General features: G+C 64.8%; 14 protein-coding genes. 9 read left to right on the top strand and 5 right to left on the bottom strand.

All coding sequences use genetic code 11. The features are described 5' to 3' along the window. Window positions 1–26: 26 nt before the first annotated feature. Window positions 27–911: a CorC family transporter gene (locus LG367_RS08525; protein WP_226469254.1), complete on the bottom strand. Its 885-nt coding sequence runs from the start codon at window positions 909–911 to the stop codon at window positions 27–29. Window positions 912–1,084: 173 nt separating this feature from the next. Here LG367_RS08525 and LG367_RS08520 point away from each other — a divergent pair, with 173 nt between their 5' ends. Continuing rightward, entirely contained in the window at window positions 1,085–1,693 is a 609-nt protein-coding gene (locus LG367_RS08520) for a hypothetical protein (RefSeq protein WP_226468819.1), read from the top strand. 106 nt (window positions 1,694–1,799) lie between these two features. Here LG367_RS08520 and ybeY read toward each other — a convergent pair whose 3' ends face one another. The 3 genes from ybeY to LG367_RS08505 form a co-directional block, all read right to left on the bottom strand. Continuing rightward, a complete protein-coding gene (gene ybeY / locus LG367_RS08515) occupies window positions 1,800–2,270 on the bottom strand; it encodes an rRNA maturation RNase YbeY (protein ID WP_226468818.1) in 471 nt (156 codons plus the stop codon). 45 nt (window positions 2,271–2,315) lie between these two features. Beyond that, window positions 2,316–3,311 carry a PhoH family protein gene (locus LG367_RS08510; RefSeq protein WP_226468817.1) on the bottom strand — a complete coding sequence of 332 codons (996 nt, stop codon included), beginning with the start codon at window positions 3,309–3,311 and terminating at the stop codon, window positions 2,316–2,318. A 153-nt stretch (window positions 3,312–3,464) separates the two neighbouring features. Then, entirely contained in the window at window positions 3,465–4,628 is a 1,164-nt protein-coding gene (locus LG367_RS08505; RefSeq protein ID WP_226468816.1) for a glycoside hydrolase family 183 protein, read from the bottom strand. A 393-nt stretch (window positions 4,629–5,021) separates the two neighbouring features. On the opposite strand from LG367_RS08505, the gene LG367_RS08500 reads away from it, so the two are divergent. The 8 genes from LG367_RS08500 to LG367_RS08465 all read left to right on the top strand — a co-directional run bounded on the left by LG367_RS08500 (window position 5,022) and on the right by LG367_RS08465 (window position 14,239). Further along, complete coding sequence (locus LG367_RS08500) at window positions 5,022–5,711, top strand: TetR/AcrR family transcriptional regulator (protein WP_226468815.1); 690 nt, start codon at window positions 5,022–5,024, stop codon at window positions 5,709–5,711. A gap of 29 nt (window positions 5,712–5,740) precedes the next feature. Beyond that, entirely contained in the window at window positions 5,741–6,697 is a 957-nt protein-coding gene (locus tag LG367_RS08495) for an HlyD family secretion protein (RefSeq protein ID WP_226468814.1), read from the top strand. A gap of 37 nt (window positions 6,698–6,734) precedes the next feature. Next, entirely contained in the window at window positions 6,735–7,670 is a 936-nt protein-coding gene (locus LG367_RS08490; protein WP_226469253.1) for an ABC transporter ATP-binding protein, read from the top strand. Beyond that, on the top strand, window positions 7,667–8,800 hold the full coding sequence (locus tag LG367_RS08485) for an ABC transporter permease (RefSeq protein ID WP_226468813.1): 1,134 nt from the start codon (window positions 7,667–7,669) through the stop codon (window positions 8,798–8,800). Before LG367_RS08490 ends, LG367_RS08485 begins: the two co-directional genes overlap by 4 nt. Before the next feature lie 105 nt (window positions 8,801–8,905). After that, a complete protein-coding gene (locus LG367_RS08480; RefSeq protein WP_226468812.1) occupies window positions 8,906–10,750 on the top strand; it encodes a DUF1800 domain-containing protein in 1,845 nt (614 codons plus the stop codon). A 28-nt stretch (window positions 10,751–10,778) separates the two neighbouring features. Next, window positions 10,779–12,173 carry a DUF1501 domain-containing protein gene (locus LG367_RS08475; RefSeq protein WP_226468811.1) on the top strand — a complete coding sequence of 465 codons (1,395 nt, stop codon included), beginning with the start codon at window positions 10,779–10,781 and terminating at the stop codon, window positions 12,171–12,173. 116 nt (window positions 12,174–12,289) lie between these two features. After that, the gene (locus tag LG367_RS08470) at window positions 12,290–13,396 is read left to right on the top strand and encodes a M15 family metallopeptidase (protein ID WP_226468810.1); all 1,107 of its coding nucleotides are present in this window, start codon (window positions 12,290–12,292) and stop codon (window positions 13,394–13,396) included. Window positions 13,397–13,465: 69 nt separating this feature from the next. Further along, window positions 13,466–14,239, top strand: coding sequence for a hypothetical protein (locus tag LG367_RS08465; protein ID WP_226468809.1), 774 nt, complete (start codon window positions 13,466–13,468; stop codon window positions 14,237–14,239). Here LG367_RS08465 and LG367_RS08460 read toward each other — a convergent pair. After that, on the bottom strand, window positions 14,236–14,466 hold the full coding sequence (locus tag LG367_RS08460; protein WP_226468808.1) for a hypothetical protein: 231 nt from the start codon (window positions 14,464–14,466) through the stop codon (window positions 14,236–14,238). The genes LG367_RS08465 and LG367_RS08460 overlap by 4 nt on opposite strands. Between the last annotated feature and the right edge of the window lie 39 nt (window positions 14,467–14,505).

Raw genomic sequence — 14,505 nt, 5'->3', positions numbered from 1 at the left:
CCCGAGGGGAGAAGGAAAGCGGAGCATCAATTGTCGCTCAGGACGCTGACATGCAAGGCATGCAGGCGGCGCGCATCGGCGCGGGCGACGCGGAAACCGAAACGGCCCAGCGTCAGTTCCTCGCCGGCTTCCGGCAGGTGGCCGATGGCGGCGGTGACCAGGCCGCCGATGGTGTCGTACTCGTCGTCGTCGAAATCGGCGCCGAAGCGCTCGTTGAAGTCGGCGATCGGCGTGAGCGCGTTCACCACGTACTGGCCGTCGGCCTGGGCCGCGATCAGGGCGTTCGGGTCCTCGGCGTCGTCGTGCTCGTCGTCGATCTCGCCGACGATCTGCTCCAGCACGTCCTCGATCGTCAGTAATCCGGCGACGCCGCCGTATTCGTCGATCACGATCGCCATGTGGTTGCGCGACTGGCGGAACTCGCGCAGCAGCACGTCCAGGCGTTTGCTTTCCGGGATCAGCACCGCGGGTCGCAGCAGTTCGCGAATCGTGCCGGGGCCGTTGTCGGCCACCACACCGCGCAGCAGGTCCTTGGCGAGCAGGATGCCGAGGATCTCGTCCTTGTCCTCGCCGTGCACCGGAAAGCGCGAGTGCCCGGATTCGACCACCTGCTTCATCAGATCGAGGAACTTACCGTCCGCCGGCAATGCCACCATCTGCGCGCGCGGCACCATCACGTCGCCGACGGAGAGGTCGGACACGTTGAGCGCGCCTTCCATCATGCGCAGCGTGTCGGCCTCGATCAGACCGTCGGCCTGCACGTCGCGCAGCAACTCGACCAGATCTTCACGGGAGGAAGGTTCGCCCGAGAGCATGGAACCGATCCGGTCCAGCCAGGAGCGTCTTTTTTCGGGAGCGTCCCGTTTTTCCGGAACCTCGGGGGAGGGCTTACTACTGTCGTCCTCAGACATTGCGGTCATATCAGTGCCCAGATGGGCCTTGTCCCCAGTTTAGCAGGCTGCCGGCGAACCATAGGCCACACGTTGAGAAATGCTGTGATATGCGGAATCTGTTTCGTAAGTGATTGATTTGCGCCGCTGTCAGGAAAAGCCGACCGCGCGATGCCCGGCACCCCGATGCGCCAGTGCTCGGATTCGCGATACCGGCCGTTCGTGCGTCCCGGCACTCTGCTCGTGCCCGCCGAGGAATGGCGGACGCGAACACTACTGACATGATCGAGAGGATTCCGATGCATCCACGTTTCAGATTTCTGTACTCCCTGGCCGTCTCCGCGGTGCTTGCCGTCGTGAGCATGAGCCTGCCTGCGCATGCGCAAAGCGAACCGGGCGCGAACTATGTCGAGGCGATTTCCTATTTGGATACCGATGCCGAATACGAAGCCTGGTTCGACATTCAGCATGGTCTTCGCCGCAATTTCGACGACATCTGTGGCGACACCTTCTGCGAAGGCGATTACAGCAACATCCAATCGCTGAGATACACCTGTTCGGTAGACGAAGCCAGCGGCCGCATCGGCATGTGCGTCTGGGTGTTCGCCGGCAGCATCGAGGAAATCGATCCGGCTACCGGCAAGATTTCGGTGCGTCAGGCGTTCTGGCGATGCAAGACGCCATTGGCGCCGGGGACCACGATCGAGTCCTTCCTGGCTGCGCTGCAGGGTAGCCGACCGCTCTACGCAACCCTTCCCGGATCGGATCAATCCATCTATGACGGGTTGATCGACTGCCTCTAGAAAGTTTTGGTTCACGCGCTCGTCATTCCCGCTAAGGCGGGAATGACGAGAAATAGCGGAAAGGGTGATTCCGATCGATCGGAATCGCCGAGGGGCCTGACGCCGGTCAAGACAGCAGATAGGGATCCGCGATCCCGAGCGACGCCAGGATTTCGCGTTCCAGCGCCTCCATGCATTCCGCCTCGCGGGAATCCTCATGATTCCAGCCGAGCAGATGCAGCGTGCCGTGCACGGTGAGATGGGCGTAATGCGCGGCCAGCGTCTTCTTCTGCTCGCGCGCCTCGCGGGCGACCACGGGCGCGCACAGGACCAGGTCACCGAGCAGGGGAAGTTTGACGCCTTCCGGCAACTCCGCCGGGAAGCTCAGCACGTTGGTGGCGTAATCCTTGCCGCGATAGTGGCGGTTGAGCGCGCGGCCCTCCTTGGCGTCGACCAGGCGGATCGCCAGATCGGCTTCGCGGATGCGTCCGGCCAGTGCCGCCGCGACCCAGCGGCGGAAACTCACGGCCGCGGGCAGTCCAGCGCGGGGCAGCGCGTAGCCGACTGAGACATCAAGGCGGATCGGGCCTTTGGTCATACCGAGAAAGACTGGTGTCTGGTATCGGAAAGCATGATGACGAGTTTACGCCGACGGCCCGGTCTCGGCATCGCTGGTGTCGCGCCGGTCGTAGGCATCGACGATGCGCGCCACCAGCGGGTGTCGCACCACGTCGCGCGCCTCGAAGAAGGTGAAGCTCACGCCATCGACGTTGCGCAGGACGTCGACGGCATCGCGCAGCCCTGATTTCACGTGCTTGGGCAAATCAATTTGGGTGAGATCGCCGGTCACCACGGCGGTGCTGCCGAAACCCAGGCGCGTCAGGAACATCTTCATCTGTTCGATGGTGGTGTTCTGCGCCTCATCGAGGATCACGTAGGCATCGTTGAGCGTGCGGCCGCGCATATAGGCCAGCGGCGCGATCTCGATCACCGATTTTTCCAGCAACTTCAGCACTTTTTCCACGCCCATCATTTCGTAGAGGGCGTCGTAGAGCGGGCGCAGGTAGGGATCGACCTTCTGCGACAGATCGCCGGGCAGGAAGCCCAGCTTCTCGCCGGCTTCCACGGCGGGGCGCACGAGGATCAGGCGCTGCACGCGCGATTCGTTCAGTGCTTCGACCGCGCTGGCGACGGCGAGGAAGGTCTTGCCGGTGCCGGCCGGGCCGACGCCGAAGTTGATGTCGTGGGTGGCGATGGCGTGCAGGTATTTCTGCTGGTTGGGGCCGCGTCCGCGAATCGTGCCGCGCTTGACCCGGATCGCGACCTCCTGCGGTGCGTAGCCCGCGTCCGTGCCGTCGATCTTGTCGGCGCCGGCCGCGTTGAGGCGGAGGTTGATGCTCTGGCCATCGAAGACTTCCTCGCTGGCTTCGGCGTACAGCGTGCGCAGCAGTTTCTCGGCGCGCTCGACGGCGTCGGCATCGGCGCCGGTCACGCGGAAGATATTGCCGCGGTTGGCAATCTCCACGCCCAGCCGCAGTTCGATCTGGCGCAGATGTCCATCGAACGGGCCGGCGAGGTTGGCCAGGCGTTCGTTGTCGGCGGGATCGAGGGTGAAGTCGCGTTGATGCGGAGTACTCATCGACAGGGATGTGGGGCGTGCCTGAGGGGACATCAAGACTACGCCCTCTCACGCCGGCGCGAGAATTGTTTCCTGGCGGGGCGAGACGACGCTTGGCCGGCCGGACCGGCGCGTCCGCTCCAACTGGCCTTGGCTATCGCGGTCGCGACGTGCTCAGAGCCCCGGCCCGGTGTTCATGTTGAACGGCAGGATGTGCTCGCACAAATAGACGCAGTACGGATTCCACTGCGACACCGTGGTGTAGAGCGTGTTGCCGCGGCTCCAGGGGTGCATGAAGCCGCCATACATTCCGGGCAGCTGCGCCGGCCCGATGAGGTTGAGCGGCGCCGACCAGGGGCCCTCGGGACGCGTCGCGGTACGCAACTGGATCGCGCCCGTGAAGAAGTTGGCGAACACGTTGATATAGGTGAGCAGCCACAGCGCGCCGAACTTGTGCAGGTTCGGTTCGCCCACCGGCCCGGGCACGATCGAGACCGCCGGCGCGCCGACGCGATACTCGCGCCCGTCCCAATATTCGTACTGGGTGCGATCGTGCATGCGATCGATGCGCACGCGCGCCATGTGCAGGCCGTCGTTGCGGCGGCCGTTCTGGGTGCCGCCCAGGTAAACCCAGCCGTCGTCGTCCGGCGCCAGCGCCATCACTTGGAACACATCGGCGCGATCGGGATTGTTGGCCCAGGACGCGCCTTCCATCCACAACCAGTGCTCGCCGTCGTCGTCGGACCAGGCCAGGCCGCTGTGATCGGTCTTCCAGCTCCAGCGGCCGTCGTCGTTCCAGTCGTAGACCTGCATGTAGCTCATGATCTGGCGCGAGGTCGAACCGAAGCCCGCGGCGAAGCCGGACGTGGGAATGCATGACCACTGCGGATACTGCGGTTCGAAGATGGTGCGCACGTTGCCCCACTGATCGCGCACGCCGGAATCGAAGATGATGCCGTTGCGCATGTCCTCGAACGTGGCGCGGCTGCGCACCAGCGCGTTCTTCGCCTGGAAATTGCCCGGCCCGCCATTCGGATTGATGGTGTTGGCGGTGTCGCCGAAGGCGAACAGCACGTTGCCGCGCATGTCGTCCCACATCACGCCGAGGTCGGTGCCGACCAGCGCCCACTTGTCGTTCCAGGAGTTCGGGCCGGTCAGCTTGGCGACGATGCGCGTGCTCGCCTGCGCGGCCGAACTCGCTGGCGACCATCCTCCCGCCAGCGCGCCGACCGTGCCCGCCGCGAGGGTGGAGCCCAGGAAGGAGCGGCGCGAGGGATCGATCAGTTCGCGCTCGGGCGGCAGGATCAGGGCTGGAGATCGGTTCTGGTTCGACGTCATGAGCACGCTCCTCGAAGAGATGGGATCGGGATGTCCTGCTGCAGCACTGGATGCCCGCGCGATCGACATGGCGATGCACGCTGTCGGCCCTGTGGCGGGCGTTCCGTTATCGATAACACCGGGAAAGTGAAGGGGTTGCGAGAGATCGTGGCGCCCCCCGAGGGGCCGCGAGGGAGGCGGTGCGGGCGGGTTTGGGGCGCGGATTCGGGATTTTTGGCGTGAATGGGCGCATCAATAGCCAGGCGTGGTACCGGTCGTGGGGTCGGGCAAGGCCGCTGATCTGAGGTGGGGCAGCACGAGCCTGAAGCAGGGCCAGGCGGGCAGGAAAAGCGGGGCTTGTATTTTAATTAACTATTGAATTAAATATTAGCCATGAGTGCTCGCCAGCCCCCGATGCGCAAACGCGCCGCTGCTTCACCGCCGGGGGGCGGGAAACCCGCCCCAGTCGCCAAGAAGCGCGCACCCGGACGCCCGAAAGGCGCGGCGCCCGTTTCGCGGGACCATCTGTTCGACGCGGCCCTGGCCTGCTTCGTCCGCCGCGGCATCGCGGCGACCTCGCTGCGGGACATCGCCACCGAAGCCAAGGTCACGCCGGCGCTGCTGCATTACTACTTTGGCGACAAGGCGATGCTGGTGGAGGCCCTGGTCGCGGAGCGGATGTTGCCTGCGTTGCAGTCGGTGCGCGCGCGCGTCCAGGCTGCCGGTGACGACATCGCCGCGACCGTTGCCGGCTTCGTCTGCAGCGTCACCGAAGTGATGAAGCAGAACCCGTGGTGGCCGCAACTATGGGTGCGGGAAGTGTTGAGCGAGGGCGGAGCGCTGCGCGATCTGCTGATCAAGCACGCGGCGCCGGGCGTGGCGCGTCTGATCGCCAAGCGCTTCGCGGATGCACAGTCGCGCGGCGAGCTCAATCCCGATCTCGATCCGCGCCTGCTGATGACCTCGCTGGTCGGGCTGACCCTGTTCCCGGTCGCGGGTGCGCCGATCTGGCGCCGCCTGTTCGATGCCGACGATCTCGACCTGGACGATGTTCGAACCCATGCGATCGCATTGCTCGATCGCGGACTGGAGCTGAAATCATGATGCTCGCCACGACAGACCGGATTTCCCCGATGCGTCGCGCTGGTGTCGCGGCCGCCCTGGTGTTGTCGCTTGCCGCCTGCACCGGCGAAACTCCGCATGCCTTGGGAACGCTCGAATACGATCGCGTCACCCTGCCGGCACCCGCCTCCGAGCGCATTGCCCGCATCGACGTGCGCGAAGGCCAGCGCGTGACCGCGGGACAGCCGCTGATGCAACTGGAACTGGCGCTCACGCAGTCGCAGCTCGCGGCCGCGCAAGCGCAGGCGCGCGAAGCGCGCGAGCGGCTGGGCGAACTGAAGGCCGGTCCACGCAGCGAGGACATCGCGCAGGCGCGCGCCAACCTGGCGGCCGTGCAAGCGCAGGCGCGCGATGCGCAGGCGTACTACGAACGCTTGTTGCCGCTGGGGCGGCAACGATTGGTGGCGGCATCGGACGTCGATCGCGCGCGCGCGAACGCGGGCAACACGCAGGCGCAGGTACGCGCCGCGCAGGAAGCGTTGCTGGAACTCGAGCGTGGCACGCGCAGCGAGCAGATCGCGCAGGGCGAGTCCGCGCTCGCCGCGGCGGAAGCACAGGCGAAGGCGCAATCGGTGACGCTGGGCAAGCTCGACCTCGTCGCACCGCGCGATGGGCGCATCGATACGATTCCCTACAAGCTTGGCGATCAGGCGCCGGTCGGAGCGCCGCTGGTGGTGATGCTGGTGGGGTCGGTGCCGTATGCGCGCGTGTACGTGCCGGAGCCGATTCGCGCGAATGTGCGCGTGGGGCAGGCCGTGCAGGTATTCGTCGACGGGCGCGATGGGGCGCTGAACGGGCGGGTTCGGATGATTCGGAGTGATCCGAGTTTCACGCCTTACTACGCGTTGTCCGGAAAGGATGCGACGCGTTTGAGTTGGCTGACCGAGATCCAGCTGGACAAAGGGGCGGGAGAGTTGCCTGCCGGATTGCCGGTGCGGGTCGAATTCGTGCCTGGCGGCGGCAAGTGATCGGGATCGAGGTTGCGTAATGGCTGCCGACGTCGCTATCCGTGCTCGCGGGTTGACCAAGCGCTTCGGCGAGCTCGTCGCCGTCGACCACGTCGATCTCACCGTGCCCAAGGCGCATGTCTATGGCTTCCTCGGCCCGAACGGTTCCGGCAAGTCGACCACCATTCGCATGCTGTGCGGACTGCTCACGCCGACCGATGGCGAGATCGAGGTGCTCGGCCTGAAGATTCCGGAGCAGGCTGAGGAGTTGCGTCGCCGGATCGGCTACATGACCCAGAAGTTCTCATTGTTCGAGGACCTGAGCGTGCGCGAGAACCTGGAATTCCTCGCCGCCGTGCAGGAGGTGCCGAAGGCCGAGACGGCACGGCGCATCGATCAGCTGGTCGAGCAGTACCACTTCGCCGATCGCCAGAAGCAGCTAGCTGGAACGATGAGCGGCGGACAGAAGCAGCGTCTCGCGCTTGCCGGCGCGGTGATCCATCAGCCGGAGCTGCTGTTCCTCGACGAACCGACCAGCGCGGTTGATCCGGAATCGCGCCGCGATTTCTGGGAGAAGCTCTTCGATCTCGCCGATGGCGGTACCACCATCCTCGTGTCCACGCACTATATGGACGAGGCCGAGCGTTGCCACCGATTGGCCATCCTCGATCGTGGCGTGCTGGTCGCCGACGGCACGCCGATCGAACTGACGCGTGCGCTGGCAGGTCGCACGGCGGTGGTGCATGCGGCGCAGCCGCGCACCGCGCAGCAGGCCTTGATCGACGTACCGGGCGTGCTGAGCGTGGCGCAGATCGGCAACAGTCTGCGCGTGTTGTCCGAGCGCGACGGCGATGCCGTCGGTCGATTGCGCGAAGTATTGTCGGCGGCAAGCCTGCAAGCGGATGTGGAAACCGCCGAACCGAATCTCGAGGATGTGTTCGTCTCCGCCACCCGTGGTAGGGGCGAGGACACGCGGCCGGAGACGCACGCATGAGACTACGCCGGCTTTTCGCGATCATGCTGAAGGAAGTGCGGCAGATGCGGCGCGATCGCATCACGCTAACGATGATCATCGGCATTCCGGTGATGCAGCTGGTGCTGTTCGGCTATGCCATCAATCTCAATCTGCGCGGGCTATCGGCGGGTGTCGCCGACCAGGCCAATACCGCGGCATCGCGCGCGCTGGTGATGGATATGGTGGCGACGGGCGTGATCGCGCCCGAGATCAGCACCACCGCGCCGCAGGAATTGATGGAGCATCTGCGCCGCGGCGAGATCAGTGTCGGTATCGTGATCCCGCCGGATTTCGAGCGCCGCCGCTACGACGGTCGCGAGGCGGTGCAGGTGCTGGTCGATGGCAGCGACACGGTGGTGCAGAGTGCCGCGATCCAGTTGGCGCAGACGCCGCTCGATGGCACGCCGACAACCAACCTGATTTCACCGCGCGTCGGCGCCGCGCAAGCCGGCAGCGGCCTGTCGGGTGGCGGGCAGATCAGCGTGGTGAGCTTCTACAACCCGGAGCGGCGTTCCGCGATCAACATCGTACCCGGCCTGATCGGCGTGATCCTGACCATGACGATGGTGCTGTTCACCGGCGTCGCGATCGTGCGCGAGCGCGAGCGGGGCAACATGGAGCTGCTGATCGCCACGCCCGTCAGCCGTTCGGAGCTGATGATCGGCAAGGTACTGCCGTATGCGGTGATCGGGCTGGTGCAGACCAGCGTGGTGCTCCTGCTCGGCATGTGGCTGTTCGATGTGCCGATCCGAGGCAGCATTTTCGACGTCTATCTGGCCGCGGTGCTGCTGATCCTAGCCAACCTCACGATGGGATTGCTGATCAGCACGCGCGCGCAATCGCAGTTCCAGGCGATGCAGATGACGTTCTTCGTCTTCCTGCCGTCGATCCTGCTCTCGGGTTTCATGTTCCCGTTCGCCGGCATGCCGCGCGTGGTGCAATGGCTGGCGGAGGTGCTGCCGCTGACGCATTTCCTGCGCCTGATTCGCGGCATCATGCTGCGCGGCGCCAACCTGTTCGAACTCTGGCCGGACGTGCTCGCGTTGCTCGCCTTCACCACGGTGATGATGACGCTGGCGATCCTGCGCTTCCGCAAGCGCCTCGACTAAATGCTGGGCACGCACTGGACGCCCGTACAAGCTGTGTCGAGAATCACGTTCAAGGTTTCGTCCGAACGCTAGATTGCACGCCGACGCCCAGGGGAGAGCGTGGCGATGAGAGTTTGGGACTGGTGGACGCGTCTGTCCTGGTGGCAGAGCGCGTGGCGGCCGGGTGCATGGTGGTCGAGTGCGTGGTGGCCGAGCGTGCTCCTGCTCGTGGTGGTGGCGGTGACGGTGCGCGAGGACACCAGGCGGCGGGCGTTGCCGATCGCGGCGCCCGTGCCGATCGTGTCCGGGGGTGCGATCAGGATTCCGCCGGTCTCGGGGCCGACGCCGCCGGTTCGCAAGGCGCTCACCGACGCCGACGCGGCGCGTTTCCTCACGCAGGCGACCTTCGGCCCGACGCTGGAGGAGATGGCTCGCGTGCGTCAGATGGGTTACGCGGCCTGGATCGATGATCAGATCGCGCAGCCGGTGTCCTCGCAGCTGAAATTTCTGAAGGAAGCCGGCCCGGATACGCAGCGCGACTGGCGCGTGGATGCGTGGTTCATGAACGCGATCGGCGGGCAGGACCCGTTCGACGCATCGTTCGTGCACAAGGACCAGCTGCGTCAGCGCGTGGCCTTCGCGCTGAGCGAGATCTTCGTCGTGTCCGATGCCGCTTCGGACGAGCTCGGCAATGCGCCGCACGGCATGACGCACTACTACGACACGCTGGCACGCGATGCCTTCGGAAACTTCCGCACGTTGCTGGAGGACGTCACCCTGCATCCGGTGATGGGCATCTTCCTGTCGATGCTCGGCAATCAAAAGCCGGACGAGACGCGCAACATTCGCCCTGACGAAAATTACGCGCGGGAGGTGATGCAGCTTTTCAGCGTCGGTCTGGTGCAACTGAATTCTGACGGCACGCTCAAGCGCGACAGCGCCGGCAATCCGATCCCGACCTACAACCAGAACACGGTCAAGGGCTTCGCCCACGTTTTCACCGGCTGGACGTTCCATGGCTGCGAGGCGATGGGGTATTTCACCGATTGCTACATCTACGATTCCGCCGATCCCGCCTGGGTGACGCGGATGGAAAGCCAGGCGGCGTATCACGCCTCGGCACAGAGCAAGCAGCTGCTGGTGTATCCGGGTGTGGCACTGCCGAACGGCGTCCTGGCCGGTGGCGGCACCGCGCAGAGCGATCTGAAAGCCGCGCTCGACAACATCTTCAATCATCCCAATGTTGGGCCGTTCATCGGCAAGCAGCTGATCCAGCGGCTGGTCACCAGCAACCCGAGTCCGGGCTATGTGTCGCGTGTCGCGGCGGTATTCAACAACAACGGCTCAGGTGTGCGCGGCGACATGAAGGCGGTGATCAAGGCGATCCTGTACGACGCCGAAGCGCGTGTTCTGGCATCGCAGCCGCCACATTTCGGCAAGGTGCGCGAGCCGTTGCTGCGGTTGACGCATCTGTGGCGCGCGCTCAACGCGCACTCGCAGTCCGGGCATCTGGACGAGTTCTGGACGCTGGAGATGAATCTCGGCCAGTCGCCGCAGTACGCGCCATCGGTGTTCAACTTCTTCAGTCCGGAATACCGGCCGACGGGCGAGTTGACCCAGCTCGGCCTGGCCGCACCGGAACTGCAGCTGGCGACCGACTACATGATGCCGAGCACGGAGAGCTATTTCGGCGGCAAGATCTACGACGTCTACGTCGGAAATCCCGATGTCGGGCCGAACGAGTACGCCATCGACCTCAATCGCGACACGCCGCTCGCGGCCAATCCCGGCGCGCTGCTCGATCGCTACAACGTGTTGTTCCTGTCGGGGCAGATGTCCTCGACCATGCGCCAGCTTCTGCTCGAACGCTTAAACGGCATGCCGGCGGGCACCGCCGAGGAGCGGCGCACGCGGGTGCAGGAAGCGCTGTACCTGATCGTCAATTCGCCCGAATACGTGGTGCAGAAATGAGCGCGGACAACCACAGGAGAACGCAGCGATGAATCGAAGGGATTTCCTGCGCAACGCGATCTGTGCCGGCCTTGGCGGTGCCGGGCTGTATTCGGCGCTGGGCAATCTGCGCTTGGTCGAAGCGGCCACGCGCGCCTACGGGCCGACGGCGTTCGACGACTACAAGGCGCTGGTGTGCGTCTTCATGTTCGGCGGCAACGATGCCCTGAACATGGTGATCCCACGCGACGACGCGCACTACGCGCAATACGCGGCGGCGCGCGCCACGCTCGCCGTGGCGAAAGGTGATCTGCTGTCGTTGACGCCGCAGGCCGGTGGCGGCGCCTCCGATGGCGCGAGCTACGGATTGCAGAAGTCGACCAGCGATGGCGACACGGTCGGCGTCGCCGGCTTGCAGGGACTGTTCAGCAACGGCAAGGCGGCGATCCTCGGCAATGTCGGCACGTTGATCCGGCCAGTCACCAAGACCGAATACCGCAATAGCTCCGCGCAGCTGCCGCCGCAGTTGTTCTCGCACAACAACCAGCAGGCCTATTGGCAGATCTCGCGTACCGACGACGGCCGAAATCTCGGCTGGGGCGGGCGCATCGCCGATCTGCTGCAGGATGCCAATCCGGGCGCCTTCATTCCGATGAATATCGCCCTCAACTCCGGCAGCGTGCTGCAGCGTGCCGCCAACAGCAATCCGTATGTGATCGGCAACGACGGGCCGCGTTACTTCAGCCGTTTCGAATGGGACAGCGACAGCCGCCGCGCCTTCCTGGGAATGATGGCACCGGAAGTGCAGACGCATGCCTTCGGGCGCAGCTATGCGGCTTCGTTCCGCCGTGCGCGCGAGAACGCGGATGCCGTCGGAACCGCGCTGGATGCTTCCACGCCGCTGACGACTATCTTCCCGGACAACGATCTGGCCTGGCAGCTGAAGATGGTGGCGCGCCTGATCAAGGTGCGCGCCACGCTGGGACTGAAGCGCCAGATCTACTTCGTCTCGATCGGCGGTTTCGATCATCACGATCGTCTGCTCAGCGAGCAGCCAATTCTGCTGGCGCAGATGGCGCAGGCGCTCACCGCGTTCCATGCCGCGACGGTCGAGCTCGGCGTCGCCAACAGTGTCACCACGTTCACGGCTTCCGATTTCGGACGGACGCTTTCATCGAACGGCGATGGTTCCGACCACGGTTGGGGCGGCCATCATTTTGTGGTCGGCGGCGCGGTGCGCGGCGGGCGCTTCTACGGAACGATGCCGGTGTTGCAGAACGATGGTCCCGACGATGCGGGCTGGGGACAAATCATTCCGACGACATCGGTCGATCAGTACGCCGCGACGCTGGCGCGCTGGTTCGGCGTGGCCGATACCGATCTCGGTCTGATCTTCCCGAATCTCGGCAATTTCGCCAGCCGCAATCTGGGATTCATGGCGTAGCGTGCACGCGATCGCTTTTCGAATGTGAAGCCCTGCGATGACGTTCAAAAAATGAGGCGTTACACCGCCGATTACATCGGCGGCTAGGGTCTACCCCAGGTGGCGCGTGCGATTCGATGCGATACAACGATGTCTCGCTGCGCGTCTTGCCGCATTGCGAGGCGCGCGACCCTGACTACGGATGGGAGGACGGGCACATGGCTGTCGACGGCACCAACTCTTCTGATTCTTCATCTTCCGCGCAATCGTCATCGTCATTGTCCGATGCGTTGTCGCAGGAACAGACCTCGGCGTCCAGGACGCGCGAGCAGGAAATCCGTTCCGAGCTGGCCAACAATCCGCAAGCCGTGCAGGCGCTCGACAGGCTGGCCGGAAACCTCAGCTGCTACAACATGACCGAGGAGCAGAAGGTCCAGGCGCTCAACGATTTCATGACCGCGCCCAATGCCGCCACTGCTGCTTACGTCGAGGGGCGCGTCGCGCAGGATCTCGGCGTCAATCTGGCCGCGTCGCATTCGCTGATGTCACCGGATGCGGGCACGCTGACGATGGATGGACAGACCTACAGCATCGACCAGGGCAGTCTCGTCAACGCCGATGGTCAGGTGGTGGGTACGATCAGCAACAACGGCACCGTGCAGTTCAACGGCGAGGAGCAGACACGCAGCGTCTACGGTGACATCAATGCGCGCGTGGAGTTGCGGGAGCAGCTCGGCGTAAACATGCAGACCGTGCTCGATCTGCGCCCGGCGGATTCCCGTAATCGCCTGGGCGATCCGAACTTGAATCAGGATTTCACCAATCGCGTGAAGGATGTGATCGAGCAGGCGCGTCGTGAAGGCATGAGCCTGCGCGTGGATACCGGCTTCCGTACCTTCGCCGAGCAGAATCAGCTGTACGCGCAGGGACGGACCGCGCCGGGCAATGTCGTGACCAATGCAAGAGGCGGCCAGTCCTGGCACAACTATGGTCTCGCCGTCGACCTTTCCTTCGGCAATCGCCCGGGCGCGGACGCCTGGGCGGCCAACAACAACTGGTCGCGCTACGGCGAGATCGCAGCGGACAACGGCCTGACCTGGGGCGGCAACTGGCGCAGTCCGGATCGGCCGCACGTCGAATACCATCCAGGCTTCGGTGCCGGCGACGCAGGTGGGATGGCCGGAACCCATAATCGCGACGGGCTGGAAGGCGTCTGGGATCGCATGGGAATCGGGCAGCGATGATCACAAATCGTGCGTGATCGCAGTAATCTGAGCCCGCAGGCTTTGCTGCTGTCACCATCGAGGCCCGGGATGTCCTTGCCGCGATCTGTTTCCTTGTTCATGGCGCTGCTGGTCGCGCTGGCACCGGCCTGTCGTGCCGAGCATGCCGCGCGATCGAACGATGCGCCTGCTTCTGCCAACGCGAAGGCCTGGCCATCACCGCCCGTGGAACTGCCGAGCGAAAACGGCCAGGTGGCCTTGCGCGATCGCACGCCCTTGCTCGGCGCTGGCGCGGTGGCGTTCGATCCACGGCATCCGCGACTCGTGTGGGCCGATGGCGAGAAGTTCCAGGTGCTCGATCTCGATGGCAATGCGCCGAGCGAGCATCCAGCGGGCGGTTGGGTGTCCGATCTCGGTTACGCCGTCAATGGCGACTTGTGGGTGATTGCCGGTCATGCCTCGCGCTGGCGCGATGGCGCGCGCGCGTGCAGCAGCGAGGTGGAACTGGATCGTCTTCTCGCGGTCGACGATGTTGGAATCGACGCCGCCGCCGATACCTACTCGGATGGCGTGGGACCCGTCACCCATCGAGTTCGGCTTAATGCGAATTGTCGCCTCGAACGCGAGATTTACGAGCCGCTCACCGACACGAAAGTCGCCGCTTCCAAGGGCGATGCGACGCTGTCCACGCGCGCCTTGCCGCCGGGCTTGCCGTGGAAGATCGAGGCGCGTCGTGTGATCGTTTCAGGCAAGCCGGCCGTCGGTTTGCCGTCGGCGCCTATCGCGATCTCTCCCGACGGTCGCTGGTGGGTCTTCGAGGAAGAGGGGCGACGTGTTCTCTGGCGATTGCGGGAGCCGCGTTAGCGATCCGATCGAGATGCCCGGCGTTCACGCAGCGCCAAGAGGATGCCGATCACCGCGGTCACGAGCGTGCCCGCCAGCCATAGCCAGGCAATGAAGGTTGGCGCGAAATGGCCCGCGGCGAACGCCGTGCGGTGGAATTCCATCGCGCCGATCACCGCGATGCCGCAGAACCAGATGGCCAGCGCATAACGGCGGACCGGCGAGAAGGCGCGTGGCGGTTGCGGCATGACGTCAAAAGATCGTATCGGAGGACAGTTACATTACTC

Origin of the sequence: Luteimonas panaciterrae (assembly GCF_020511115.1) — a bacterium.
GTDB classification, from domain to species: Bacteria; Pseudomonadota; Gammaproteobacteria; order Xanthomonadales; family Xanthomonadaceae; genus Luteimonas; species Luteimonas panaciterrae.
The sequence above is the reverse complement of the archived record's forward strand: the minus strand, read 5'-3'. Positions and strand labels throughout refer to the sequence as shown.